Consider the following 21966-nt stretch of genomic DNA (forward strand, 5'->3'; position numbering starts at 1 on the left):
ATTATGAAAAGAATTACATTATTGCTATTACTTTTATTCTTGTCTGCCAGCAGCTATTCTCAAATGGCTGTAGAAGGATTTGAATCGACTACAGGACCTGATGCTTTACCATCAACGAACTGGACATTGGGAACAGGAAACTGGGCTGTTTTTGACAATGGAGTCGGAACAGGACAACGATGGGGGATTAACAATACTGTAATTACCCCTCCTATAGTTTACCAAGGAAGTAATGCGGCTTATGTAAATCGTGAAAATATTGGTTTAGGGAATACTTCTGAAGATTTTTTGGCAACTCCGCTAGTTACCATACCAACCAATGGTCAGTTGCACTTTTATACCCGCTCATTTACTAGTGGTAATCAAGGAACTATTTATCAAATCAGGGTAGCACCTGCTTCAGCCACTCAAACAAATCCGGCTGGCTATACCACAATTCAACAGTGGACAGAAGCGCAACTTACAGCTGTGTTTAACATTTATGAAGAAAAAGTAGTAAACCTTTCAGCTTACGCCAACCAACAGGTTTATGTTTCTTTTGTAATGGTATATACCCAACCTACAACTGCTTTAAGTGGCGATCGCTGGTTGGTAGATGATGTGAGTATAGTACAACAATGTTTAGATCCAACAAATTTAACCGCAACAAATATCACGCTGACCTCCGCTAATTTAAATTGGGCAAATCCCAGTGGAGCCTCTTCATGGGAAATTGAAGTATTACCGGCAACGGATACCCCTTCAGGAGTTGGGGTAATTTACAACGGCTCTTTACCTTATTTTGCTACAACTACTGCATCAGGAGCTCCGCTGACACCGTCAACCTCGTACATTTATTACGTAAGAGCTTTGTGTTCTGCCACTCACAGTGTTTGGATAGGACCATTTCCGTTTAAAACAGCTTCTCCCGGAACCAGTTGTAATACGCCAATACAAATAACGTCTTTACCATATAGCACAACTGACAACACCTCAAATTACACCGATAATCCTGCTATAGAAGGAAGTCCTGGTGCCAGCGGTTGCGGATCGACTAATAATTATTTGGCAGGGAATGACGTCGTGTACGCATATACCGCTACCAGCACAGGAACCATCAATGTTACCATGACTCCTAACTCCACTTATTCAGGAATTTTTGCTTACAATAGCTGTTCCAACATAGGTGTCAGCTGTTTGGGCGGAGTGGCAAATGCCGGATCAACCCCCAGAGTTTTTGATTTGCCCGTAACTGCCGGAACAACGTATTATTTTGTAATCTCTACTTGGGCAAATCCTACTCCTAATACCGTAGCCTACACTTTAGTCATACAAACCGTAAATTGTGCTCCTCCAACTAATTTGAGTGCCACAAATATAGGGCAAAATTCAGCTGATTTATCTTGGTCAAATCCAAGCGGAGCCACGTCTTGGGAAGTAGCAGTCCAGCCTGCGGGAGATCCAATTCCTTCGGGTTCAGGTGTGACGGCATCAACCAATGTAAATTTTCAAGCCGGAGGTTTAACCGCTGCGACTGCCTATCAATATTATGTCAGAGCCGATTGTGGTAACGGGACCTTTAGTGCTTGGTCAGGCCCTTTTCCCTTCAATACCAAAATATGTGATGTAGCTCAACAGTGTAATTACACTTTTATTATGAGAGATTCATTTGGTGACAGTTGGACTGGGGGCACCATGCAAATAAAACAAAACGGGATAGTAGTAGCCACGTTAACCGGCCCCACTACAGCACAAGGAACTACTCCGGTGAGTGTAACCGTTGCTATGTGTACTAATTTATCTTTTGATTTGGTTTGGAGTACGGGTGGCACATTTCCGACTGACATGGGAATTACCGTTGTCAACTCATTTGGCCAAACCTTATTTGTCAAACAACCAAATACGGGAACTACCGGCTTGGGAGGCATACTATACAGCGGTGTGGTTGATTGTTTAACTCCGGCCTGTTTGCCGGCAACAACTTTAACCGTTACAAATATATCAGATACATCAGCTTCTTTGGGATGGACCTCCAACGGACCAGAAACTTCATGGCAGGTAATTGTATTGCCGACAGGTTCAACACCTCCTGCTCCTTCGGAAACAAACTGGGTTCCAGCACCCTCAAATCCGTTCACTTACAACAATCTGACACCGGGAACTACTTATGATTTTTATGTAAGACCCGTGTGTTCTGCCACCAATACGGGAGCTTGGAGTGCTGTTAAAACCTTTACAACGGCATTGTGTCCGCTATCCAATCAGTGTAATTATTCATTTATAATGACCGATTCTTTTGGAGATGGCTGGACAGGAGGTACTATGCAAGTAAAACAAAACGGAATTGTTGTCGCGACCTTAACCGGACCAACAGCTGCCCAAGGCACAACCCCAGTTACAGTAACGGTTCCGTTATGCCACGGAATACCATTTGAATTGTATTGGAGTACCGGAGGAACCTTCCCTGGTGATATGGGAATTTCCATAAAAGAAGCACTTGCTCCACAAACAACAATATATACAAAACCTTCGGGTACGGGAGTTCCTTTGACAACATTATTTACAGGCACTGCCGAATGTTTTCCTGCTACATGTCCTAAACCAATCAACATTGTTTTCAGCGGAATATCACAAACGGGAGCCACCGTTACCTGGACAGAAGCCGGCACTGCAACTCAATGGGAAGTAATCATTTTACCGGGAGGCTCACCGGCTCCGACAGCTACATCTACCGGTGTTTTTACTACCTCAAATCCATTTGTTTTCCCAACACTTTCACTTACTCCGGCAACAACTTATGACGTGTACATCAGAGCTATTTGCTCGGCAACAGATATCAGTTTTTGGTCAAATAAAAAATCTTTCACGACTTTGATAGCCAATGATGAATGTAGTAATGCTACTGTCGTACCTGTAAATTCTACTATCAATTGTGTCGTAACAGCATCAGGTAGTTTGTTGGGAGCCACAGCATCTATTCAGGGAAATACTTGTGCCAATACTGCGGATGATGATGATGTTTGGTTTCAGTTTACTGCTACCAGCACACAACACTCAATTTCTTTATTGAATCTGGTTGGGAGCACTACCGACTTATATCACGTACTATACTCAGGAACCTGCGGCAGTTTAACACAGCTTACCTGTAATGACCCGAACTCAAGTATTGCTAATAACTTAGTAATTGGTCAAACCTATTTCATCAGAGTATATTCCAACTCAACTGTTGGGGGTCAAACTACCACTTTTAATGTTTGTGTAGCTACTATACCTCCTCCTATTAAGACGAGTACAACACAATACACTGCAAAGCAATTGATTGAAGATGTATTTTTGAACTCAAGTTGTGCCAGTGTAACCAACATAACCTCCTCGACAGGAACCAATTTCAGTTCAACAAATGGAATTGGCTATTTTAACAAAAACGGTTCTAACTTTCCTTTTAACGATGGTATTGTTTTAACCACCGGAAATGCGCTGAATGCACCGGGACCTAACAGTACAACTTTGAGTGATGGAGCCAATGGATGGCCTGGTGATGCTCAACTGGAAGCCATTGTTCTGGCAGCTACAGGTAACCCTATGAATTCTAAGAATGCAACTAAACTCGAATTTGATTTTGTTCCATTGGTGAACACTATTAATTTCAACTTTATTTTCGCTTCGGAAGAATACGGAACTTTTCAATGTTCATACTCTGATGCCTTTGCCTTTTTACTTACGGATATTGCCACTGGTATTACCACAAACATTGCTGTAATCCCATCCACAACCACACCTATATCAGTAGTCACCATTCGGGACCAATTGTATAACGGCAGTTGCGGATCAGTAAATCCCCAATATTTTGGAGAATACTATGGAGCAGGTGGATTAAATCCATTAGCCTCTCCTACGAATTTCAATGGTCGTACAGTACCTCTGACTGCCACCGCTAATGTTACTGCAGGAAATCAATATCATATTAAGCTCGTGATTGCTGACAGACTGGATACTTCTTTTGATTCAGCCGTTTTTCTTGAAGGAGGCAGCTTGGATATTGGTAATGTAGATTTGGGAACTGACTTTCTTCAATCGACCAATAATGCGTTGTGCGCGGGTGATATTTACACCATTCAAAGCGGATTAGACCCGAACCAATACACTTTTACCTGGACCAATAATGGCTTCCCCATTCCAAATGAAACAGGTCCTGATTTGGTTATCACCGGTTCAGGAATTTATGGAGTTTCCGCGCAGTTTAACAATACGACTTGTGCAGCTACAGACACTATAACTGTTGAATACTACGATCCCATTGTACCGGGAACACCAAATGATTTAACTGCTTGTGATGCTTCAGGTTTTAGTCAGTTTAATTTAAACCAAAATGATGCTTCGGCGCTTGGAAGTTTAAATCCTGCGCAATATACTTTGACGTATTATGATAGTGAAAACAATGCCGATGCAGCAGCAAATCCACTTCCGGCATCATACACAAATGTTGTAGCCAACATGCAGACGGTATACGTTCGTATCGAAAATAATGGATCACATTGTTTTGAGGTACGACCATTTAAACTGATTGTAAATCCACCTGTAAATCCAATATTTTCTTTTAACACTTCAATCTGCGAGAATGGCATAGCACCTATATTACCAACCATTTCAGATAATGGATTTACCGGATCTTGGGTTCCTGCTACAGTAAGTAATATACAAACCGGAGATTATGTTTTTACCTCAACCGTTGGTGTTTGTGTAGCTCCAGTTACGGTAACAGTGACTGTCAACCCAAATGTATTGCCAACATTTACTGCCCCGGCCTCTATTTGTTCAGGTGATACTTTAAATGCGTTGCCAACAACTTCAAACAATAATTATACTGGAACTTGGGCACCCGCTTTAGACAATACAACTACGACAACTTATACTTTTACACCAACTCTAAATGCTACACAATGTGCTACACCAACAACATTAACCATTACAGTTAACCCTAAAACATTGCCAACATTTAATGCCATAGCTCCTTTATGTATTGGTGAACCGGCACCGGCACTGCCTACAGCTTCAATTGAAGGATTTACCGGAACTTGGTCACCGGCCGTTATCGACAATACTATTTCAAAAACTTACGTCTTTACTCCTGACGCTAATCAATGTGCTAAAACCACCAGTATAGACGTAACTGTTCAAAACGGTTTTGATTTTGACATTACCGCCTCTTGTGTAGCAAATAAATATACCCTAGAAGTGGTTCCGTTGAATAATTCATTCGATATAACCACGGCTAATGTTACTTGGTACAACAGCAATCAACAAACAGTAGAAAATTCAACTACATTCAATGTTACCGACTATCTGGCTTCTACCCCAGCAACAGAAAGCTTACCGATTGATTTTTCAGTTGGAGTAACCACTGTTGACGGTTGCTATAAAACAAAATTAAAATCTCTGGAAACTATATTTTGTGACATTCAAAAAGGAATTTCAATAAATAATATCCCTGATGGTAAAAATGACTATCTTGATTTAACGGGATACAATGTAAAAAAACTGACCATATTTGATAGGTACGGAATGAAAGTGTACGCTAAAGGTAACTATACAAACCAATGGATTGGACAGTCCGACAAAGGAGATGAATTACCCGACGGAACTTACTATTACGTAATTGACTTCAATAACAACCAGTCCTCAAAAACAGGCTGGATTTACATCAACAGAGAACAATAAATTCATTCCAAATTTTATAGAAAGCGTCCCAATTTAAGGGACGCTTTTTTTATTTTGAATTTCTTCAATAAAAAAACATCAAATCATTTGGTTGTTGTAACATATTTTATTTACTTTGTTTTTCAAAGTACTTTAAATATGGAAACGAAAGATTATTTAAAAGACATACAAGACATCAAACAAATGATGGCTCAATCTTCACGATTCTTATCGTTGAGTGGTTTATCGGGAGTATTAGCCGGCGTGTATTGTTTAGTCGGAGCCGGGTTAGCTTACAAAACAATTTACTCTAACGGATATTCTTTTGAAACATACGAACAAACTGTAATACAACCCGAAAAAATCTACAACCTTGTTGGTATTGCTTCGCTTGTAGTACTTTTGTCTTTAAGCACTTGCATTCTATTGAGTTACAAAAAAGCAATTAAAAGCCAGGAAAGTTTTTGGAATTCTACTTCAAAACGATTGGTGATTAACTTTGCCATTCCGTTATTCACCGGTGGTTTTTTCATCTTGTTTCTTTTAGAAAAAGAGTTGTTGATGCTGGTAGCGCCATTAATGCTGATTTTTTACGGATTAGCTTGCGTCAACGCTAGTAAATACACTTTAGGAGATATTCGATATTTAGGAATAAGCATGATTGTTTTGGGATTATTATCCACTTGGTTTTTACAATACGGATTATTATTTTGGTCGATGGGATTTGGCGTTTGTCACATCTTGTACGGAGGTATCATGCATTTCAAATACGAGCGAAATTAACCGGTGAAAAACATCATTCAAAATATCAACAAAGCTTTTGACCATCGCATACGCCTTGGTATCATGTCGATTTTGATGGTGAATGAAAGCGCTGACTTCAACATGCTCAAAGAACTACTTGGCGTGACTGACGGCAACTTAGCCAGTCATACTAAAGCTCTTGAAAACGAAAAGTATATCATGATCGAAAAGCAATTCATCGGTAAAAAGCCCAATACAAAATACATCGCCACAGCTTCGGGTAAAAAAGCATTTCAGGAGCATATTGAAGCACTCGAAAAATTACTATCAAAAAACTAGCGCTATTTTTTTATTTATAAACTTTGAAATTCAAAGTACTTTTAATTTAACATTTACAACTTATGGAAAATCAAGAAAATCAAATTGCGGAAACCAAAATCTTTTTTCAATCAAATACTGCCAAAATGATGATGATAGGATTCCTGACATTAGTTTTATTAATTCCACTTTTCTTTGTTCAGGATTTAATTCGGGAACGTTCGAAACGAAAAACAGAGATGGTGGATGAAGTTGCCAATTTATGGGGTAAAGACATTTTGTTTTATGGCCCTACGCTCAGAATTCCTTTTACTTCTTATGAAAATTACAGCTTTACAGATGTTAAAACCAAAACCACTACTTTTCAAAAAAAAGCTACGACTAATTATGCCTATTTTTTTCCAACTGAACTAAAAAATACTACCGGTGTAAAAAAGAACGAATCGCTCAAACGGGGACTTTTTAATCATGTGGTTTTTACGGCTGATATGAATTTTAAAGGAAACTTTTTTAATCCAGATTTTTCAAAATTAGGCATAGCCGAAGAAAACGTACAGTGGGATAAGGCATCTATTGTAGTAAAAACCACTAACCTGAAAAGCATCAAAAGCGAACTCAGTATTCAGTTAAATAATGAGAAACTGATGTTTGAGCCACAAAACAACGATAACAGTGGTTATAGCACCTTGAGCAGTTCAACTTTTGATTATAAAAAAATATTGGCCAATAATAAAGTCAATTTCAATTTCAGTATCACATACAACGGAAGCAACAGCATCAAATTCATACCTATAGGAAAAACAACCAAAATCAGCATTGACTCAGATTGGGAATCACCAAGTTTTGAAGGTTCATTTGCCGCCAGCGACACCACCAAAAACATCAGTAATAAAGGTTTTCATGCCGATTGGAAAATCCTAGACATCAACCGTACATTCACCCAACAATATGCCGGTGCGTTACCCGATTTAAATGATTATCAGTTTGGCGTAAAATTCATCAAAACCGTTGATGAGTACCAGCAGAATGAACGGGCGTCCAAATACGGATTTTTGGTGATTGGACTTACTTTCCTGATTTTCTTTTTAATTCAGTCTATCAGTAAAATTTCCATCCATATCTTTCAATATTCCATGATAGGTTTAGCATTGATTATGTTTTATACCTTGTTGATTTCAATCACAGAACACAGCAGTTTCAGTTTTGCCTATACAGTAGCCGGAACCTCAGTAGTAGCACTGATATCGCTTTATTCTGTTTCTATATTGAAAAATCGAAAATTCCCTATGTTCATTGGTCTTTCCCTATCGGTGTTATACACTTTCATTTATGTCATCATTCAATTAGAAGATTATGCGCTTTTGGTGGGCAGCATTGGCTTATTTGGGATACTGGCAGCCGTAATGTACTTTTCAAGAAAAATTGATTGGAATAAATAACTAAAATTGTGATTATGAAAACCAAAATTTTGATACTACTCATTGCATTCACCTTTCTGTCCTGCAAGACAAACAACAGTGAAACTGATGGTAAAGCTAAAATGACTTTTGAAAAAGCTAAATGGATTGAAATAAAAGGAGGTGACTATCCTTACCGAGACGAGATGCTTTCTGATTTAATGGAGAGCGGTATTTTAAAAACTTTACATAAACAAGAAGTTTTAGAGTTGTTGGGAGAACCAAACCGTACAGATGAAAACTTCCTGTTCTATACCGTTTCTCAGCAGCGCCTTGCCTTTTGGCCTTTACACACCAAAACACTAGTCATTAAATTTTCAGGAGAAAACACTGTAGAGTGGGTAAAAATTCATGAATAATCAGCAACAGTCTTAATGTCATTATTTGTAAACCAAAATTCAATCGTCCGAAAAATTTGGGGCAAAAGCGATACAGTACTGTTCATTTTTGCGGGTGCAGCAGCTGAATTTGCCCTAAACAAAGCGGTTGACTGGCTCTATTTTACCGGCAAGTTGCCTTCAGATCCTCTGGGCAGGCTTTTTTCAACAGTAAGTTATGCCGGAAAAATAATCTTCTCTTCTGAGGAGGAGGCTAATAAAGTCATCGACAGCATGAAGCAAATTCATAGCTCCGTTGAGCAAAACAGAGGAGCAACCATCCCTGATTGGGCTTATCGCGACGTATTGTACATGTTAATTCACTATTCAATTGCCTCATACGAAATTCTTGAAGCCCCATTGACAAATGAAGAAAAAGAAGAAGTGTACAACGTGTTTTATCGTGTCGGAAATCGAATGGGCTTAAAAGAACTACCCCATACATATGTCAACTGGTTGCCTGTGCGAACATCTCATTTGGAAGAAAATCTGGAAACGAGTAAATATACCTTTCATCTTTTTGAACAATACAAAAAACACCTTGGCTTAATTCGGTTTAAAATGCTGATTGAAGTTCAAAAAACCATAACTCCAAAAAGAGCTAAAGAACTTTTACACTTTAGTAATTTTTCATTACTCAAACCAATCATAGTCATTTACAAAATCAGTATTATTCTAAAATTAGATAAGCTTCTCAAAAGCATGTTGCTTCCGCAGAAATACAAAACTCAAATAAATGCATTAGATCGGTTTATCCCTTAACAAAAAATCCTGCTCTGATAGCAGGATTTTTTTATAGCGTAAAGTTCCAATATTTGGTTTTATCATACCAAAGTTGTCCGTCGGAAACCAGCAAAGGGCAATCAAAATTATTAGTGTATAAACTACCTGTTCCTAATCCTTGGGGCATCAAATTATTTTGCATAAAAGTAAATTGAGCAATCGCATTCAGTCCCACATTGCTTTCCAAAGCAGAAGTAATCCACCAACCGATATGGTATTTTTCAGCAAGAGCAATCCATTCTAAAGTACCACGAAAACCTCCAATAAAACTCGGCTTCAAAATAAGGTATTGGGGTAACACTTTTTGGATTAACTGTTCCTTTTCCTCCAGAGTAAAGACACCTATCAACTCTTCGTCTAAAGCTATAGGAATTGAAGCACTTTTACACAACACTGACATCATGTCAGTATTGTTTTTTTTAATCGGTTGCTCAATACTATGTATTTTAAAACCAGTCAATTGATTTATTTTATATAAAGCTTCATTTAAACCAAAAGCTCCATTAGCATCTACTCGTATCTCGATAGTTTTCTCATCAAAATTTTGCCGAATAAAGCGCAACAAATCCAGTTCTTTATCAAAATCTATAGCCCCGATTTTAAGTTTTATACAGTCAAATCCCTGCTCGATTTTGTCTTCTATTTGCCTCTTCATAAAAGCTTCATCTCCCATCCAAACCAAACCGTTTATCGGAATTGCTTTTTCGCCCGAAGTAAATTTTGAGGGAAATAATTCAAAAGTTGTTTGACTCTTCAGCGACAAAAAAGCCATCTCTACTCCGAACTGAATGGATGGAAATTCGAGTAATTCATCCCAAAGTTTCTGCTCACCCAAATGGATATTTTCGCAGGTCCACTTCAACTTTTCTTCGTAATCCGGCCGGTCATCTGCTGAAAGTCCGCGAAGAATTCCGCACTCGCCTATGCCTTTTTTGCCATCTTGCTCGAGGATAATAAACCAGGTTTCTTTGTCGGTCAAAATCCCACGTGATGTACCCGAAGGCTGTTTAAAATGAAGGACGTATTTTTGGTAAGTTGCTTTCACTTTTATTCAATAATATTCAAAACCCGCTTAAATCTGGAGTTATTCAAACCGTTTTTCTCAAATTCCTGAAAGTCTGCCTTGGTTTGTTGCACCCAACTCACATTGGCCGATATGTTTTGATTTTTGTATTGTTTATAAATTTCTTTAGCCTTAGAGAACTCATTTTTAAAAAGATACGTGTGTGCCAAATTTAATTTAACAGCAAGATTAGCCGCATCTTTTTGCTGTGCAATACTAAAAACCTCCATTGCTTTGTCAAACTGCCGGGTAAGCAAATAAAACCTTCCTAAAAGATTATAATCAGCTGCCACGCCCGAATTATTTTTATCCAAAGTATTTTGAAGTAAATTAATTGCTTCCTGTTTTTTTCCTTTGGTAAAGAGCTGTAAGGCTTCATTTTTGGCAGAAACCACAAGAGCTTTTGTTTCGCCTGTTTTAATCAAAGCCTTTTCAGAAAAACTCTCAACAACCTTAGCCCTCTCTTGCTGAATCAGGCTTTTAAAGTCTTTATAAGAATACGCTTCTGTAATCATATCCAGAAAAACTCCGCAAAACAAATCCTTTTTAGCTACAGAAGACGTAACATCCAAACTTTTACATAAAGAAACCACTTCTTTTTTAGTATCGGTATTCCAACCCGAGCTGAGTTTATAATCAATCCACGGAACTACTTCCAGAACAACCTTCTCGTTCATCACCCAATTGGTACTTTCAAAAACAAACCACAGATTTTTGGTTCTAGCTGCTAAGCATTTAGAATTTGCAGACAAAAGCTTCGCCTCTTTATTTACGGGGTTATCCTGAACAATGCAGGCGTTTTTAAGCACTCCCGACTTCTCATACTCCAAAGCGTCTTTTTCGTTGGTAAAAACGGCGTATTTGCATTTGTCACTGCCGGTAATCGTTGAAAGTAAAAAAATAGCTCCGGCCGAACCCTGACTAATTCCCGTAGGATCAGGAATTGCCTTGAGAACAGAGACCAAACTCGACGATAATTTCTGATTGTCGTCCAACAGCGATATGCGGTAAACAATCTCAGTCGTTCCTTCAGGAAAATCAGCGGTCTTGATGGATTTTCTTTTCCCCGAACTTATCCCCAATGTTTCATTGGTTGACCTGACATTGTCCCAATATCCCTCTTTGCTTTGAGCCGAAACCACAGAGACAAACAATAATAAAGCAGCTAATTTGGTAAATTTCATAATAGTATTTTGAGCGCCCCCAACGATGAAAGCGCTATTAAACATAGATAAATACAGGTGATTAAAGCGAGAGACTCTCTCCGATATCTAGAAGCATCAAATCTTTACCCGCATCAAAGAATTTCTTTTTAGCCTCGTCATGATCAATTACGATAAAGCCGAATGTATCATAATGACAGCCCAGGATCTTATCACATTGAACAAAATCGGCTGCCATGATAGCATCTTCCACATCCATGGTAAAATTATTACCTATCGGAAAAACAGCTAAATCGAGCTTGGTTCGCATCGGAATAAGCTTCATATCAAGAGTTAATGCTGTATCGCCTGAGATATAAATGTTTTTGTGCTCTCCTTCGATTACAAAACCGCCTGGGTTTCCACCATAGGTTCCATCCGCAAAAGAACTCGAATGAGAAGCAGCCACATATTTCAACTTACCAAAATCAAACGACCAGCTTCCACCATGATTCATCGGATGCGACTGAAAGCCTTTATTTCCGTAGTACGTTGCAATTTCCCAATTGGAAACAATAACTGCGTTCGTGTTTTTGGCTATAGCTTCAACGTCAAGCGTATGATCTTGATGGGCATGGGTAATTAGTATGTAATCAGCTTTTATGGTATTGATATCGATGTGTGACGCTTTGGGATTACCCGAAATAAAAGGATCCACAAGCAAGTATTTTCCACCCACTTCGATACCAATACAAGAATGTCCGTAAAATGTAATTTTCATTTGATATTTTTTTAAAGTTAATAATCAATTGAATACCGCTACCTTCCTCCCAGAAAAAGATTTACGATAATATCTGAAAAGAAGTAAAAGATACTCAAAGCCAACAAGACTGATAGTAAAAAAGTACTGATTGCCAGCTTTTTTAATTCGGGATCCAATCGTTTCGGATCAGTGGTAGCAGCCACTCTTTTCAAATGTAAAATCAAAGGAATGTAAGCCACTAAAAACAGATACAAATCGAAATTAAAACGGTCCGGATTTGCAGGATCATTCGTAAAATCAAAAATCACAGCAAATACCAAGACTAAAAGCATAGCAGAAATCACCAAAAAGAAATGGTATTTTCGAGCCCATGCTCCTCCTTTCTTAACAACAATGGTATTTTTTCCTGATTTTCTATCACTCTCTTCATCGCGCATATTATTGAGATTCAACACCCCAACACTCAAAAAACCAATTGCAGTTGCGGGCAACAGCAGCAACCAGTCAATTTCTTTGGAAAACATAAAAAACACTCCGAAAGTACTCACTAAGCCGAAGAAAATAAACACAAACAAATCGCCATAACCGCGGTAACCGTAAGCACCTTTACCCACCGTGTAACGAATGGCGGAAGCAATAGCTAAAATTCCTAAAACAAAGAAAACAAATGAATACAGCAAATAACTGTCTTTGAAGGCAAAATAAATCAGTAACCCTGCAAAAACCAGAGTAATCAGCGATGTAATCATCATAGCTTTTTTCATGGCTTTGGGCGTAATCAATCCACTCTGTATGGTGCGTTTAGGTCCAACCCTGTCTTCATTGTCGGTTCCTTTTACTCCATCGCCGTAATCATTGGCAAAATTGGATAAAATCTGCAACCCCAAAGTTGTCAACAAAGCAAAAACTATAATCTTCCAATTAAACCATCCTTGCGACATCGCATAAAAACTTCCCACGATAATTCCGGATACCGATAACGGTAATGTTCTCACTCTCGCAGCTTCAATCCAGTGTTTCATTTTATTTTAATTTTAGAGTTGATTGATTTACATCCAATTGCTGTCTGAGGTTTCAATTAAATACAACCACCGATTAACATAATCGTTTATTGTGGTGTAATTCCCCAAATAAAAACTGAGGTTACCCGCAGCAGTATGCAAAGTTAGTGAACCTATATTTAAATTTTTATGCCAAAACAATTGTGAAGTGGAAACAGCCTGAATCTTGTGAATTTCAATAATTTTATTTTCGATATCCCAGGCACCACTCTGTTTGACGATGTATTTTTCATTGATAAAAAGCCGATAATTCCTGAACCCAAACCAAAGCAAGACAGCCGTCAGAACGCAATAAAAAACAGCAATTCCGTAAAAATCATACACTCGGCTATCTTGGTATTTCCCAATTAAAAAATAGCCTAAAACCGGTAAAAAAACAGAGAGAAAAGCAGAAAAAACCAGCTTTCTGAAATTAGGAGTAACCATCAATCCCTGAGTTGGCAATTCGTTAAAAAGCAACATCAGGATCTGATTTTTTTCATTCTCATCACAACCCGGAATTTCCATAGCCGTTTTTCTTTGGTCTTTCTCCCCATTCATCGCCTGGCGAATATTCAACTGAAAGATGTTTAATTTCTTTTGAAAATAATTTCTGGAAACACTGACAATCTGAACGCGCTCTGGTCTGACAATAGAATTTTTGATGTTTATTAAACCAAAATTCAATACTAATGTGCCGTTCTGCTTAGTAATTTTAAATCCGAAATAACGAATGACGGTTCGCACCAAATTAAACAACAACACTCCCAACATAAGAAAAGCGACGAACATCATCACTGCATTAAAAGCCAAACCTTTGGCTATAAAGGTTCCCAAAGGACCATTTTCGAGTTCGTCATCACCCAGCACATGGCTGATATTTTCGTAAAGCGTAAAAAAGAAAGCAAAGATTAACCCCAAACTCTTCATGTAGTTTGAAGTTATCCCAATTTTAAATAAACTCCAAAAACTGATTTTTATAAAAGGCTCTTCGGTTGCTGACTGATACTGCTCTGCAAGAGCGCCCTCGGTTTTCGGAACCACTTTTCCGTGAATTAGTTTTTCTTTTAAAGCCAAGGCTAACTCATGGGATATTGCCTTTATCTCTACCTCTTTACTCTCACTGCCCGCCGTTTCAATATCCAGAGAATATACCCGGATAAACTGCTGAATAAAATCCTGATTAACGTTTACCTGCTGTATTTTGTTGAGTTGAATAACGGTTTTAGTCTTGTTAATTACTCCAGTATGTATGATAAACTCATTCTTTTCCTCATCGATATAAAACGTAAAATTGACATACTTGAGGTATGAAATCAAACCCGTAATTCCTATCAGCAAGACAAAGCCAGTCAAAAGATACAAGGAATTGGTGTTGTCCGATTTCAAAACTGCCACTATAAACACCACCCAAAACACCTTGAAAAGATCTTTTAATGTGGCTAGAAACATCATTAAAATCCCAATAGGAGCTTGTTTTTGTGGCGATGTGAAATCGGTAGTCATTAGAGTTGTTTTTGAATTTTACCCATCAACAATTGCTTGATATCCTCGGCCTTATCTTTCTCTATTCCAGGAATTTGAATATCACTTCCTTTTCCTCCTGCCGTGAAAATTTCTACTTTGGCTAAACCAAAAAAACGAGCAACAAACCCTTCATGCAAAGCCACGTGCTGCACTCTGTTGTAAGGTATAATCACAGTGTTCGTGGCTATAATGCCTGTGCGGTAAATTACATCGTGATTTCTGAAAACATACCCTCGCTTACAGAACGATAAACGAGCAAAGATGATTACCAAAACCAGCAATACAATCAAAGCAATTATTAAAAAGAATGTATTTTCCCTGATTTCAGCATCAAAAATAATCCCCAAAGCAGCTCCTGTGGTCAGTAAAACAAAAAACATGGCTATGTTTATCACCATCACCTTCCAATAAGATGGGTGAAGACTACTGAAAGATAAGGTTTCGTATCTTGGTAATTGCGAAAGATCAATCGGTTCGTTGGTAAAATTCCCCATAATTATAACGGATTACGGTAACCATTTTTTATCAAAATTAGGCTTGCGTTTTTCTAAGAAAGCATCTCTTCCTTCTTTGGCTTCCTCAGTCATATAAGCCAATCGCGTGGCTTCTCCAGCAAAAACCTGCTGCCCCACCATGCCGTCATCGGTAAGATTCATGGCGAATTTCAACATCTTAATTGAGGTAGGCGACTTCGCCAGGATTTCCTGCGCCCATTCATAAGCCGTATTTTCTAACTCGTCATGCGGAATTACAGCATTAACCATTCCCATTTCAAAAGCTTCCTGCGCATTGTAATTGCGTCCTAAAAAGAAAATTTCACGAGCTTTCTTTTGCCCTACCATTTTGGCCAAATAAGCCGAACCGTAACCGCCGTCAAAACTCGTCACATCGGCATCGGTTTGTTTGAAAATTGCGTGTTCTTTACTGGCTAAAGTCAGATCACACACCACATGTAAGCTGTGACCTCCGCCAACAGCCCACCCGGGTACCACAGCGATTACGGCTTTGGGCATAAAACGTATCAACCGCTGCACATCTAAAATATTTAATCGATGATACCCGTCATCCCCCACGTATCCTTGATGTCCTCGTGCTTTTTGATCACCGCCGCTACAAAAGGAATACACTCCGTCTTTAGGCGAAGGCCCTTCGGCAGAGAGTAATACTACTCCGATTGAGGTGTCTTCCTGAGCATCGTGAAAGGCCTGAAGCAACTCGGAAGTGGTTTTTGGGCGAAAAGCATTGCGAACTTCCGGCCTGTTGAAAGCAATTCGGGCTACGCCATTGCATTTTTTATAAGTGATATCTTCGAATTCTCTGACTGTTTTCCAATCGATTGTGTTCATAGTAAATGTATGCTTTATAGTTTCTTATAATTTCGTTAAAAAAATAGTGCCGTAGTAGAATTGCATTATTTTAGCGTAAAAATAAATCATTTTTAATCGAAAACTTCAAAACTCAGCGCAATACTTATGAATAAAACAATCTTCAGCCTTGCTTTTTTACTTTTAGGATTAACCGGCTTTAGCCAAAATTATGAATTTCAAACAATTAAAGATATCGAGGCCAATCCCGTAATCTCTCAAGACCAAACCGGAACCTGTTGGAGCTTTTCTACAACCTCGTTTCTTGAAGCTGAAATCATTCGAACATCCGGTAAACACATCGACCTCTCTGAAATGTACAATGTGCGAAATACTTATCCCAAAAAAGCATGGGTTTATGTGATGAGACAGGGCAAAGCCCAATTTGGCGAAGGTGGTTTGGCGCATGATGTCATCAATTCAGCACGCGATTTTGGCGTTGTACCACAAATCGTTTACAGTGGTAAGTTAACTTCAGACGGAATTTACAATCACGCCGAAATGGTTGCTACCCTTGAGAGCATGCTTAAAAATTATGTAGCCAATCCCGAAAAAGAATTATCTCCTCAGTGGAAAGAAAGCGTAAACGCGGTTTTAAATACCTATATGGGGGAAAATCCAACCGAGTTTACCTATGAAGGGAAAAAGTACACTCCGAAGACTTTTTTCGAGTCAACCAAAATCAACGCTAAAGATTACGTAACGATTTCTTCTTTTACTCACGAACCGTTTTACAAGCCTTTTTTATTAGATATTCCGGATAATTTCTCTAACGGACTTTTCTACAATTTACCTTTAGATGAATTTATTCAAAATATTGACAATGCACTAGATAACGGATTTACTTTATCATTAGATTGTGATGTTAGTGAAGACACTTTCGGTAGAAAATCAGGAGTTGCAGTGATTCCTGAAGATGATGCCGATAAGAAAACCATACTGACTCAAATTAAGCCTGAAAAAAAGATTACTCCTGAATACCGTCAGGCCAAATTTGAAAGTTATGCCACAACCGACGATCATTTGATGCACATCGTTGGGAAGGTTAAAGATCAGAAAGGAAATGTTTACTACAAGGTAAAAAATTCATGGGGAACCAACGCGGGCAAAGATGGTTACGTTTACATGAGCGTTCCTTACATACGCCTGAAAGCAATTTCAGTATTGTTACACAAAGATGGTTTAACCAAAAAGACCAAAACGGTCTTAGGATTGTAAGCTCAACAAACCTATACATTTCAATAAACCTGCAGGATGCATTTCTTGCAGGTTTTTTGTTTTAATTATTATATTTAGCCACCTAAAAACCAACCTCATGAGGACTTTTACCCGTCAGGAAAAATTTAAAATCCTGTTCAGTTTTCCGGTAATTATAGCTGCGCTGGGCTATTTTGTTGATATTTATGATTTATTGCTCTTTGGCATAGTGCGCATACCGAGTTTGAACGACATGAATATGGATGCTGACAAAGTAGGTACAATGATCATTAACTACCAAATGATGGGGTTGGTCCTGGGAGGAATTATTTGGGGAATTTATGGCGATAAAAAAGGTCGGCTCTCAGTTTTGTTCGGATCGATACTTGTTTATTCGTTAGCCAATATTGCCTGTGGATTTTTGCCGCAAATACCCTTTGGCGACAAAGCAATAATTTATGCCTGGCTCCGATTCATTGCCGGAGTGGGTTTGGCCGGAGAATTGGGTGCCGGGATTACCCTAGTCTCTGAAACATTACCAAAAGAGTTACGAGCCATAGGCACATCTATAGTCGCCGGATTTGGTGTTTTAGGGGCTGTAGTTGCTCAATTCACCGTAGAATTGGCCGGAAGCTGGACTACCGCATACATCATTGGCGGAGCGCTGGGTTTAGCACTTTTGGTGCTTCGCATCAGTGTAGCAGAGAGCAACATTTTCAAATCGGTTAAAGAAAACGCTACGGTTAAACGCGGGAATTTCTTTTCTTTTTTCACCAATAAAACACTTTTTTTGAAATATATGCGATGCATTCTCATTGGTGTTCCGATTTGGTATTGCATTGGGATTTTGGTATTCATGGCTAACCAATTTGCACCTGAAATGGGTATCACTTCCATCAATCCGGGTAAAGCCATCATGTGGACCTATATTGCAACCTCGGTAAGCGATTTTTCAAGCGGTTGGTTTTCGCATGTTTTAGCATCGAGAAAAAAAGCCATTTTGTATATGCTGCTTTTTACTTTTCTGGGAGTAGCCCTGCTCCTCTTCAGCGGGAAAAAAAGTGAAAACATGTATTATTTTTATTGTGCCTGGATTGGATTCGGAGCCGGTTTTTGGGCCATGTTTGTAACTGTAGCTGCCGAACAGTTTGGCACTAATCTGAGAAGTACCGCCACCACCAGTGTTCCGAATATGGTTCGGGGCTCTGTTCCTGTTATGCTCATTGGTTTTGATTATTTGAAACAAACTCATAGCGTAATCAACTCAGCCGCTATTATTGGAATGATTGCATTCAGCTTGGGCATTTACGCCACATTAACGATTAAGGAAACACACAATAGGGAAATGGATTTTGTAGAATGAGTTCCCGTTACTTGAACACAGTCATATTTTAGATTGGACTTTGCAAATTAAGTGTACTTTTGTGAGCTTTTTTAACATTTATTATCTTATGCATCCCGATATTTTATCTTGGATTGGCTATTTAGCTTCTGTTATCATTGTAATCTCTATGATGATGTCTTCTATCATCAAATTCCGATGGGTTAATTTGACAGGGGCATTCTTGTTTTCTGCTTACGGTTTCTTGATTGATGCCATTCCGGTTGGAGTGCTCAACGGGATTATCGTTTTGGTAGATGCTTATTATTTATGGCTCATTTATTCAAAAAAAGAAACTTTTGAAATTCTGGAAGTTAGTGCTGACAGTGAATACCTAAAACGCTTTTTGCGTTACCACAATGCCCGTATTCAAAGTTATTGTCCGGGTTTTAGCTATGTCCCGGATGAAAGTAAGGTTTGCTTTTTCATATTGAGAAATATGGCTGTAGCGGGATTTTTTCTGGCGCACCGTACCCATCAATCTACGCTTAATGTTGATTTAGATTATGTCTTACCCGAATACAAAGACTTCAAAAACGGAAAGTTTATTTATTTTCAGTTAAAAGACCGGTTTGTTGCAGCAGGATTTACTCACGTGGTTGCTGAGGGAAATAATCAACGGTATTTCAATTATCTCAAAAAACTTGGATTTACCGAAACGGCGACCGGGGTTTATGAAAAAGATTTGACGCTTTAAATCAAAGTATAAAAAGAGTTTTCATCCTATCTTCAGATGACATATTCGAATCTCAATCAGATTATTGATAGGGATTTTTTGTCGCGCATTTACTAAAAAGCTAACTTTACTGCTAGCAAAAAGTTCACTATGTGACATCTGTCATATACTATTCAAAATGAAAGCCATAACTTTGATTTCAAACTCATAACAATTAGTCTTATGAAAAAAAACATGGGATCCTTAGACAAAAAGATTCGGGTGGCTCTTGCTGCTGTTCTGATTCTTTTATATTTCACGGATATGATTACAGGTACTTTTGGAATATTGGCCTTGATAGTTGCCACATTATTTGTGCTCACCAGCTTGGTAAGTTTTTGCCCGTTATACACCTTTTTGGGAATCAAAACTTTAAATAAACACTGATATGAAAGCTCAATTTAATCAAATCATCAACACCGAAAAACCGGTACTCGTTGATTTTTATGCTACATGGTGTGGTCCTTGTAAAATGCTCAGCCCTATTTTAAAACAAGTAAAAGACAGCTTAGGAGAACGCGTTTCCATTATCACCATTGATGTGGATAAAAATACCGAAATTGCCCAATCGTATCAGGTAAGAGGAGTTCCTACCATGATGTTATTTCAAAACGGAAAACAACTTTGGCGTCAGTCGGGAGTGCTTTCAAAAGAAGATATTATTCGAGTCATTATGGAGAAAACCAATTAAGCAGACTGTTACTTGTTTCGTTTATTTAAAAGTCACTATTATTTTTTCCTATCGTATTACTCATCGTATCCTTCAAAACAATGAAATTCTGACACGGGAATTTGGTTTATTAAAAACATTAACTAACTTAGTACTAATGCAAAAACCGCTTTTCTGTAGCGCTATAAATCCAAAACCTTGAATCTGTATTTAAAAAACGTTTTTATTCTTGTAGGCAATATCACTGCATTCTCATCCCGATTTTTTAAAGAAGTTTTTAAAACCGGCTTTGAATTTAGGGAGTTTGCTCGTCAGTGTTATTCTATTGGTTACAAATCGTTGCCGTTAGTGACCATAACCGGTTTCATCATGGGACTGGTGCTTACCATACAATCAAGACCGGCTATGGCCAAATTTGGTGCCGAGTCATGGATACCCGGTATGGTTTCGTTGTCCTTAATCCGTGAGATAGCACCCGTAATCACAGCGCTAATTTGTGCAGGCAGAATATCCTCGGGTATAGGAGCAGAATTGGGTTCGATGAAAGTAACGGAACAAATTGATGCCATGGAAGTTTCGGCCATCAATCCTTATAAATATTTGGTAGTGACCCGAACAGTAGCTACAACTTTAATGATTCCTATTTTGGTAATTTACGCTGATTTAATTGGGATTTTAGGCGGCTACATTGGGGTAAACATGCACGGAGAAGTTAATATTGTCCGTTATTTTTCACAGGTTTTTGAATCGTTGGAGTATGTCGATCTTTTACCGGCCACCATTAAAACTTTCTTTTTTGGTTTTTTTATCGGCATCATCGGTTGTTATGAAGGATTCAATGCTTCCAGCGGAACGGAAAGCGTAGGGAAAGCAGCTAACTCAGCTGTGGTTTCGGCTTCTCTGACCATTTTTATTATTGATATGATTGCGGTACAGCTAACCGATTTATTTTTCTGAAGGGTATGGAAACTATGGCGAAAAACACATTAAAAACCGGCGAACATCCAAACCATCAGCCTTTGATAATGTTTAAAGAGGTTTATAAATCATTTGGCGCAAATAATGTACTGAACGGCATTTCTTTTTCGGTCAATAAAGGCGAGAATTTAATCATATTGGGAAGATCAGGTTCGGGTAAATCAGTTGCTGTGAAATGTCTGGTTGGTTTAACCAAAGCCGACAAAGGCGAAATTACCGTAATGGGCAAAGACGTCACTAAACTGAACGAACAGGAACTCAATCAAATCCGAATGAAAATCGGTTTTCTGTTTCAAAACGGAGCTTTATACGATTCGATGACCGTCAGACAAAATTTGGCATTTACTCTGGAGCACAACAATCGAAATTTGAGCAAAGCAGAAGTCGACACCGCTATCCTGGAAGCCCTTACTAATGTGGGATTGGCGGATGCTATCGACAAAATGCCTAGCGAGCTCTCGGGTGGAATGCGTAAACGAATCGGTTTAGCCCGAGCATTGATTATTAAACCTGAAATCATCATTTATGACGAACCAACCGCTGGTTTAGATGCCATTACAGCTCGTGAAATCATTGAATTGATACGCTCCATTAAAGTAAAATACAACGCAACCTCAATCATCATCACCCACGACCTAACCTGTGCTAAATATACCGGTGACAGAATTATTGTTTTAAAAGACGGCATCATCAAAGCTGAAGGAAGTTACGATGATATAGAAAACAATACTGATGAATGGATAAAATCATTTTTTCAAAAATAAGCAGATA

The 21966-nt window shown here is 38.5% G+C and carries 20 protein-coding genes; 13 read left to right on the plus strand and 7 right to left on the minus strand.

Annotated elements, in window-relative coordinates:
* Positions 1-3: 3 nt before the first annotated feature.
* The 6 genes from EZL74_RS05825 to EZL74_RS05850 all read left to right on the plus strand — a co-directional run bounded on the left by EZL74_RS05825 (position 4) and on the right by EZL74_RS05850 (position 9334).
* Entirely contained in the window at positions 4-5697 is a 5694-nt protein-coding gene (locus tag EZL74_RS05825) for a choice-of-anchor L domain-containing protein (protein WP_131475662.1), read from the plus strand.
* A 138-nt stretch (positions 5698-5835) separates the two neighbouring features.
* Positions 5836-6459, plus strand: coding sequence for a hypothetical protein (locus EZL74_RS05830; RefSeq protein WP_131475663.1), 624 nt, complete (start codon positions 5836-5838; stop codon positions 6457-6459).
* Positions 6460-6462: 3 nt separating this feature from the next.
* Entirely contained in the window at positions 6463-6759 is a 297-nt protein-coding gene (locus tag EZL74_RS05835; RefSeq protein WP_131475664.1) for a winged helix-turn-helix domain-containing protein, read from the plus strand.
* Between the two features lie 62 nt (positions 6760-6821).
* Positions 6822-8177, plus strand: a complete 1356-nt coding sequence (gene creD, locus EZL74_RS05840) for a cell envelope integrity protein CreD (protein WP_131475665.1) — start codon at positions 6822-6824, stop codon at positions 8175-8177.
* A 14-nt stretch (positions 8178-8191) separates the two neighbouring features.
* Positions 8192-8554, plus strand: a complete 363-nt coding sequence (locus EZL74_RS05845) for a hypothetical protein (protein ID WP_131475666.1) — start codon at positions 8192-8194, stop codon at positions 8552-8554.
* A 15-nt stretch (positions 8555-8569) separates the two neighbouring features.
* The gene (locus EZL74_RS05850; RefSeq protein WP_131475667.1) at positions 8570-9334 is read left to right on the plus strand and encodes an oxygenase MpaB family protein; all 765 of its coding nucleotides are present in this window, start codon (positions 8570-8572) and stop codon (positions 9332-9334) included.
* Between the two features lie 31 nt (positions 9335-9365).
* Here the strand turns inward: EZL74_RS05850 and EZL74_RS05855 are convergent, their stop codons facing one another.
* The 7 genes from EZL74_RS05855 to EZL74_RS05885 form a co-directional block, all read right to left on the minus strand.
* A complete protein-coding gene (locus EZL74_RS05855) occupies positions 9366-10400 on the minus strand; it encodes an o-succinylbenzoate synthase (protein ID WP_131475668.1) in 1035 nt (344 codons plus the stop codon).
* A gap of 2 nt (positions 10401-10402) precedes the next feature.
* Positions 10403-11602, minus strand: coding sequence for a tetratricopeptide repeat protein (locus tag EZL74_RS05860; RefSeq protein WP_131475669.1), 1200 nt, complete (start codon positions 11600-11602; stop codon positions 10403-10405).
* A gap of 61 nt (positions 11603-11663) precedes the next feature.
* Positions 11664-12341, minus strand: coding sequence for a metal-dependent hydrolase (locus tag EZL74_RS05865; RefSeq protein WP_131475670.1), 678 nt, complete (start codon positions 12339-12341; stop codon positions 11664-11666).
* A 38-nt stretch (positions 12342-12379) separates the two neighbouring features.
* Positions 12380-13345: a 1,4-dihydroxy-2-naphthoate octaprenyltransferase gene (menA, locus tag EZL74_RS05870; protein ID WP_131475671.1), complete on the minus strand. Its 966-nt coding sequence runs from the start codon at positions 13343-13345 to the stop codon at positions 12380-12382.
* Between the two features lie 27 nt (positions 13346-13372).
* Positions 13373-14869 carry a PH domain-containing protein gene (locus tag EZL74_RS05875; protein ID WP_131475672.1) on the minus strand — a complete coding sequence of 499 codons (1497 nt, stop codon included), beginning with the start codon at positions 14867-14869 and terminating at the stop codon, positions 13373-13375.
* Positions 14869-15384 carry a PH domain-containing protein gene (locus EZL74_RS05880; RefSeq protein WP_131475673.1) on the minus strand — a complete coding sequence of 172 codons (516 nt, stop codon included), beginning with the start codon at positions 15382-15384 and terminating at the stop codon, positions 14869-14871. The genes EZL74_RS05875 and EZL74_RS05880 overlap by 1 nt, the downstream gene beginning before the upstream one ends.
* A 12-nt stretch (positions 15385-15396) precedes the next feature.
* Complete coding sequence (locus tag EZL74_RS05885) at positions 15397-16236, minus strand: 1,4-dihydroxy-2-naphthoyl-CoA synthase (protein WP_131475674.1); 840 nt, start codon at positions 16234-16236, stop codon at positions 15397-15399.
* A gap of 126 nt (positions 16237-16362) precedes the next feature.
* Between EZL74_RS05885 and EZL74_RS05890 the strand changes: the two genes are divergently transcribed.
* The 7 genes from EZL74_RS05890 to EZL74_RS05920 all read left to right on the plus strand — a co-directional run bounded on the left by EZL74_RS05890 (position 16363) and on the right by EZL74_RS05920 (position 21959).
* Positions 16363-17472, plus strand: coding sequence for a C1 family peptidase (locus tag EZL74_RS05890; protein ID WP_131475675.1), 1110 nt, complete (start codon positions 16363-16365; stop codon positions 17470-17472).
* 97 nt (positions 17473-17569) lie between these two features.
* Complete coding sequence (locus tag EZL74_RS05895; protein ID WP_131475676.1) at positions 17570-18814, plus strand: MFS transporter; 1245 nt, start codon at positions 17570-17572, stop codon at positions 18812-18814.
* 88 nt (positions 18815-18902) lie between these two features.
* Positions 18903-19529 carry a hypothetical protein gene (locus EZL74_RS05900; RefSeq protein WP_131475677.1) on the plus strand — a complete coding sequence of 209 codons (627 nt, stop codon included), beginning with the start codon at positions 18903-18905 and terminating at the stop codon, positions 19527-19529.
* Between the two features lie 201 nt (positions 19530-19730).
* A complete protein-coding gene (locus tag EZL74_RS05905; protein WP_131475678.1) occupies positions 19731-19934 on the plus strand; it encodes a YgaP family membrane protein in 204 nt (67 codons plus the stop codon).
* 1 nt (position 19935) lies between these two features.
* The gene (trxA, locus tag EZL74_RS05910) at positions 19936-20238 is read left to right on the plus strand and encodes a thioredoxin (protein WP_131475679.1); all 303 of its coding nucleotides are present in this window, start codon (positions 19936-19938) and stop codon (positions 20236-20238) included.
* A 177-nt stretch (positions 20239-20415) separates the two neighbouring features.
* A complete protein-coding gene (locus tag EZL74_RS05915; RefSeq protein WP_131475680.1) occupies positions 20416-21174 on the plus strand; it encodes an MlaE family ABC transporter permease in 759 nt (252 codons plus the stop codon).
* A 14-nt stretch (positions 21175-21188) separates the two neighbouring features.
* Positions 21189-21959: an ABC transporter ATP-binding protein gene (locus EZL74_RS05920; RefSeq protein WP_240034564.1), complete on the plus strand. Its 771-nt coding sequence runs from the start codon at positions 21189-21191 to the stop codon at positions 21957-21959.
* Positions 21960-21966 lie beyond the last annotated feature (7 nt).

Source organism: Flavobacterium silvisoli (assembly GCF_004329815.1).
GTDB lineage: Bacteria > Bacteroidota > Bacteroidia > Flavobacteriales > Flavobacteriaceae > Flavobacterium > Flavobacterium silvisoli.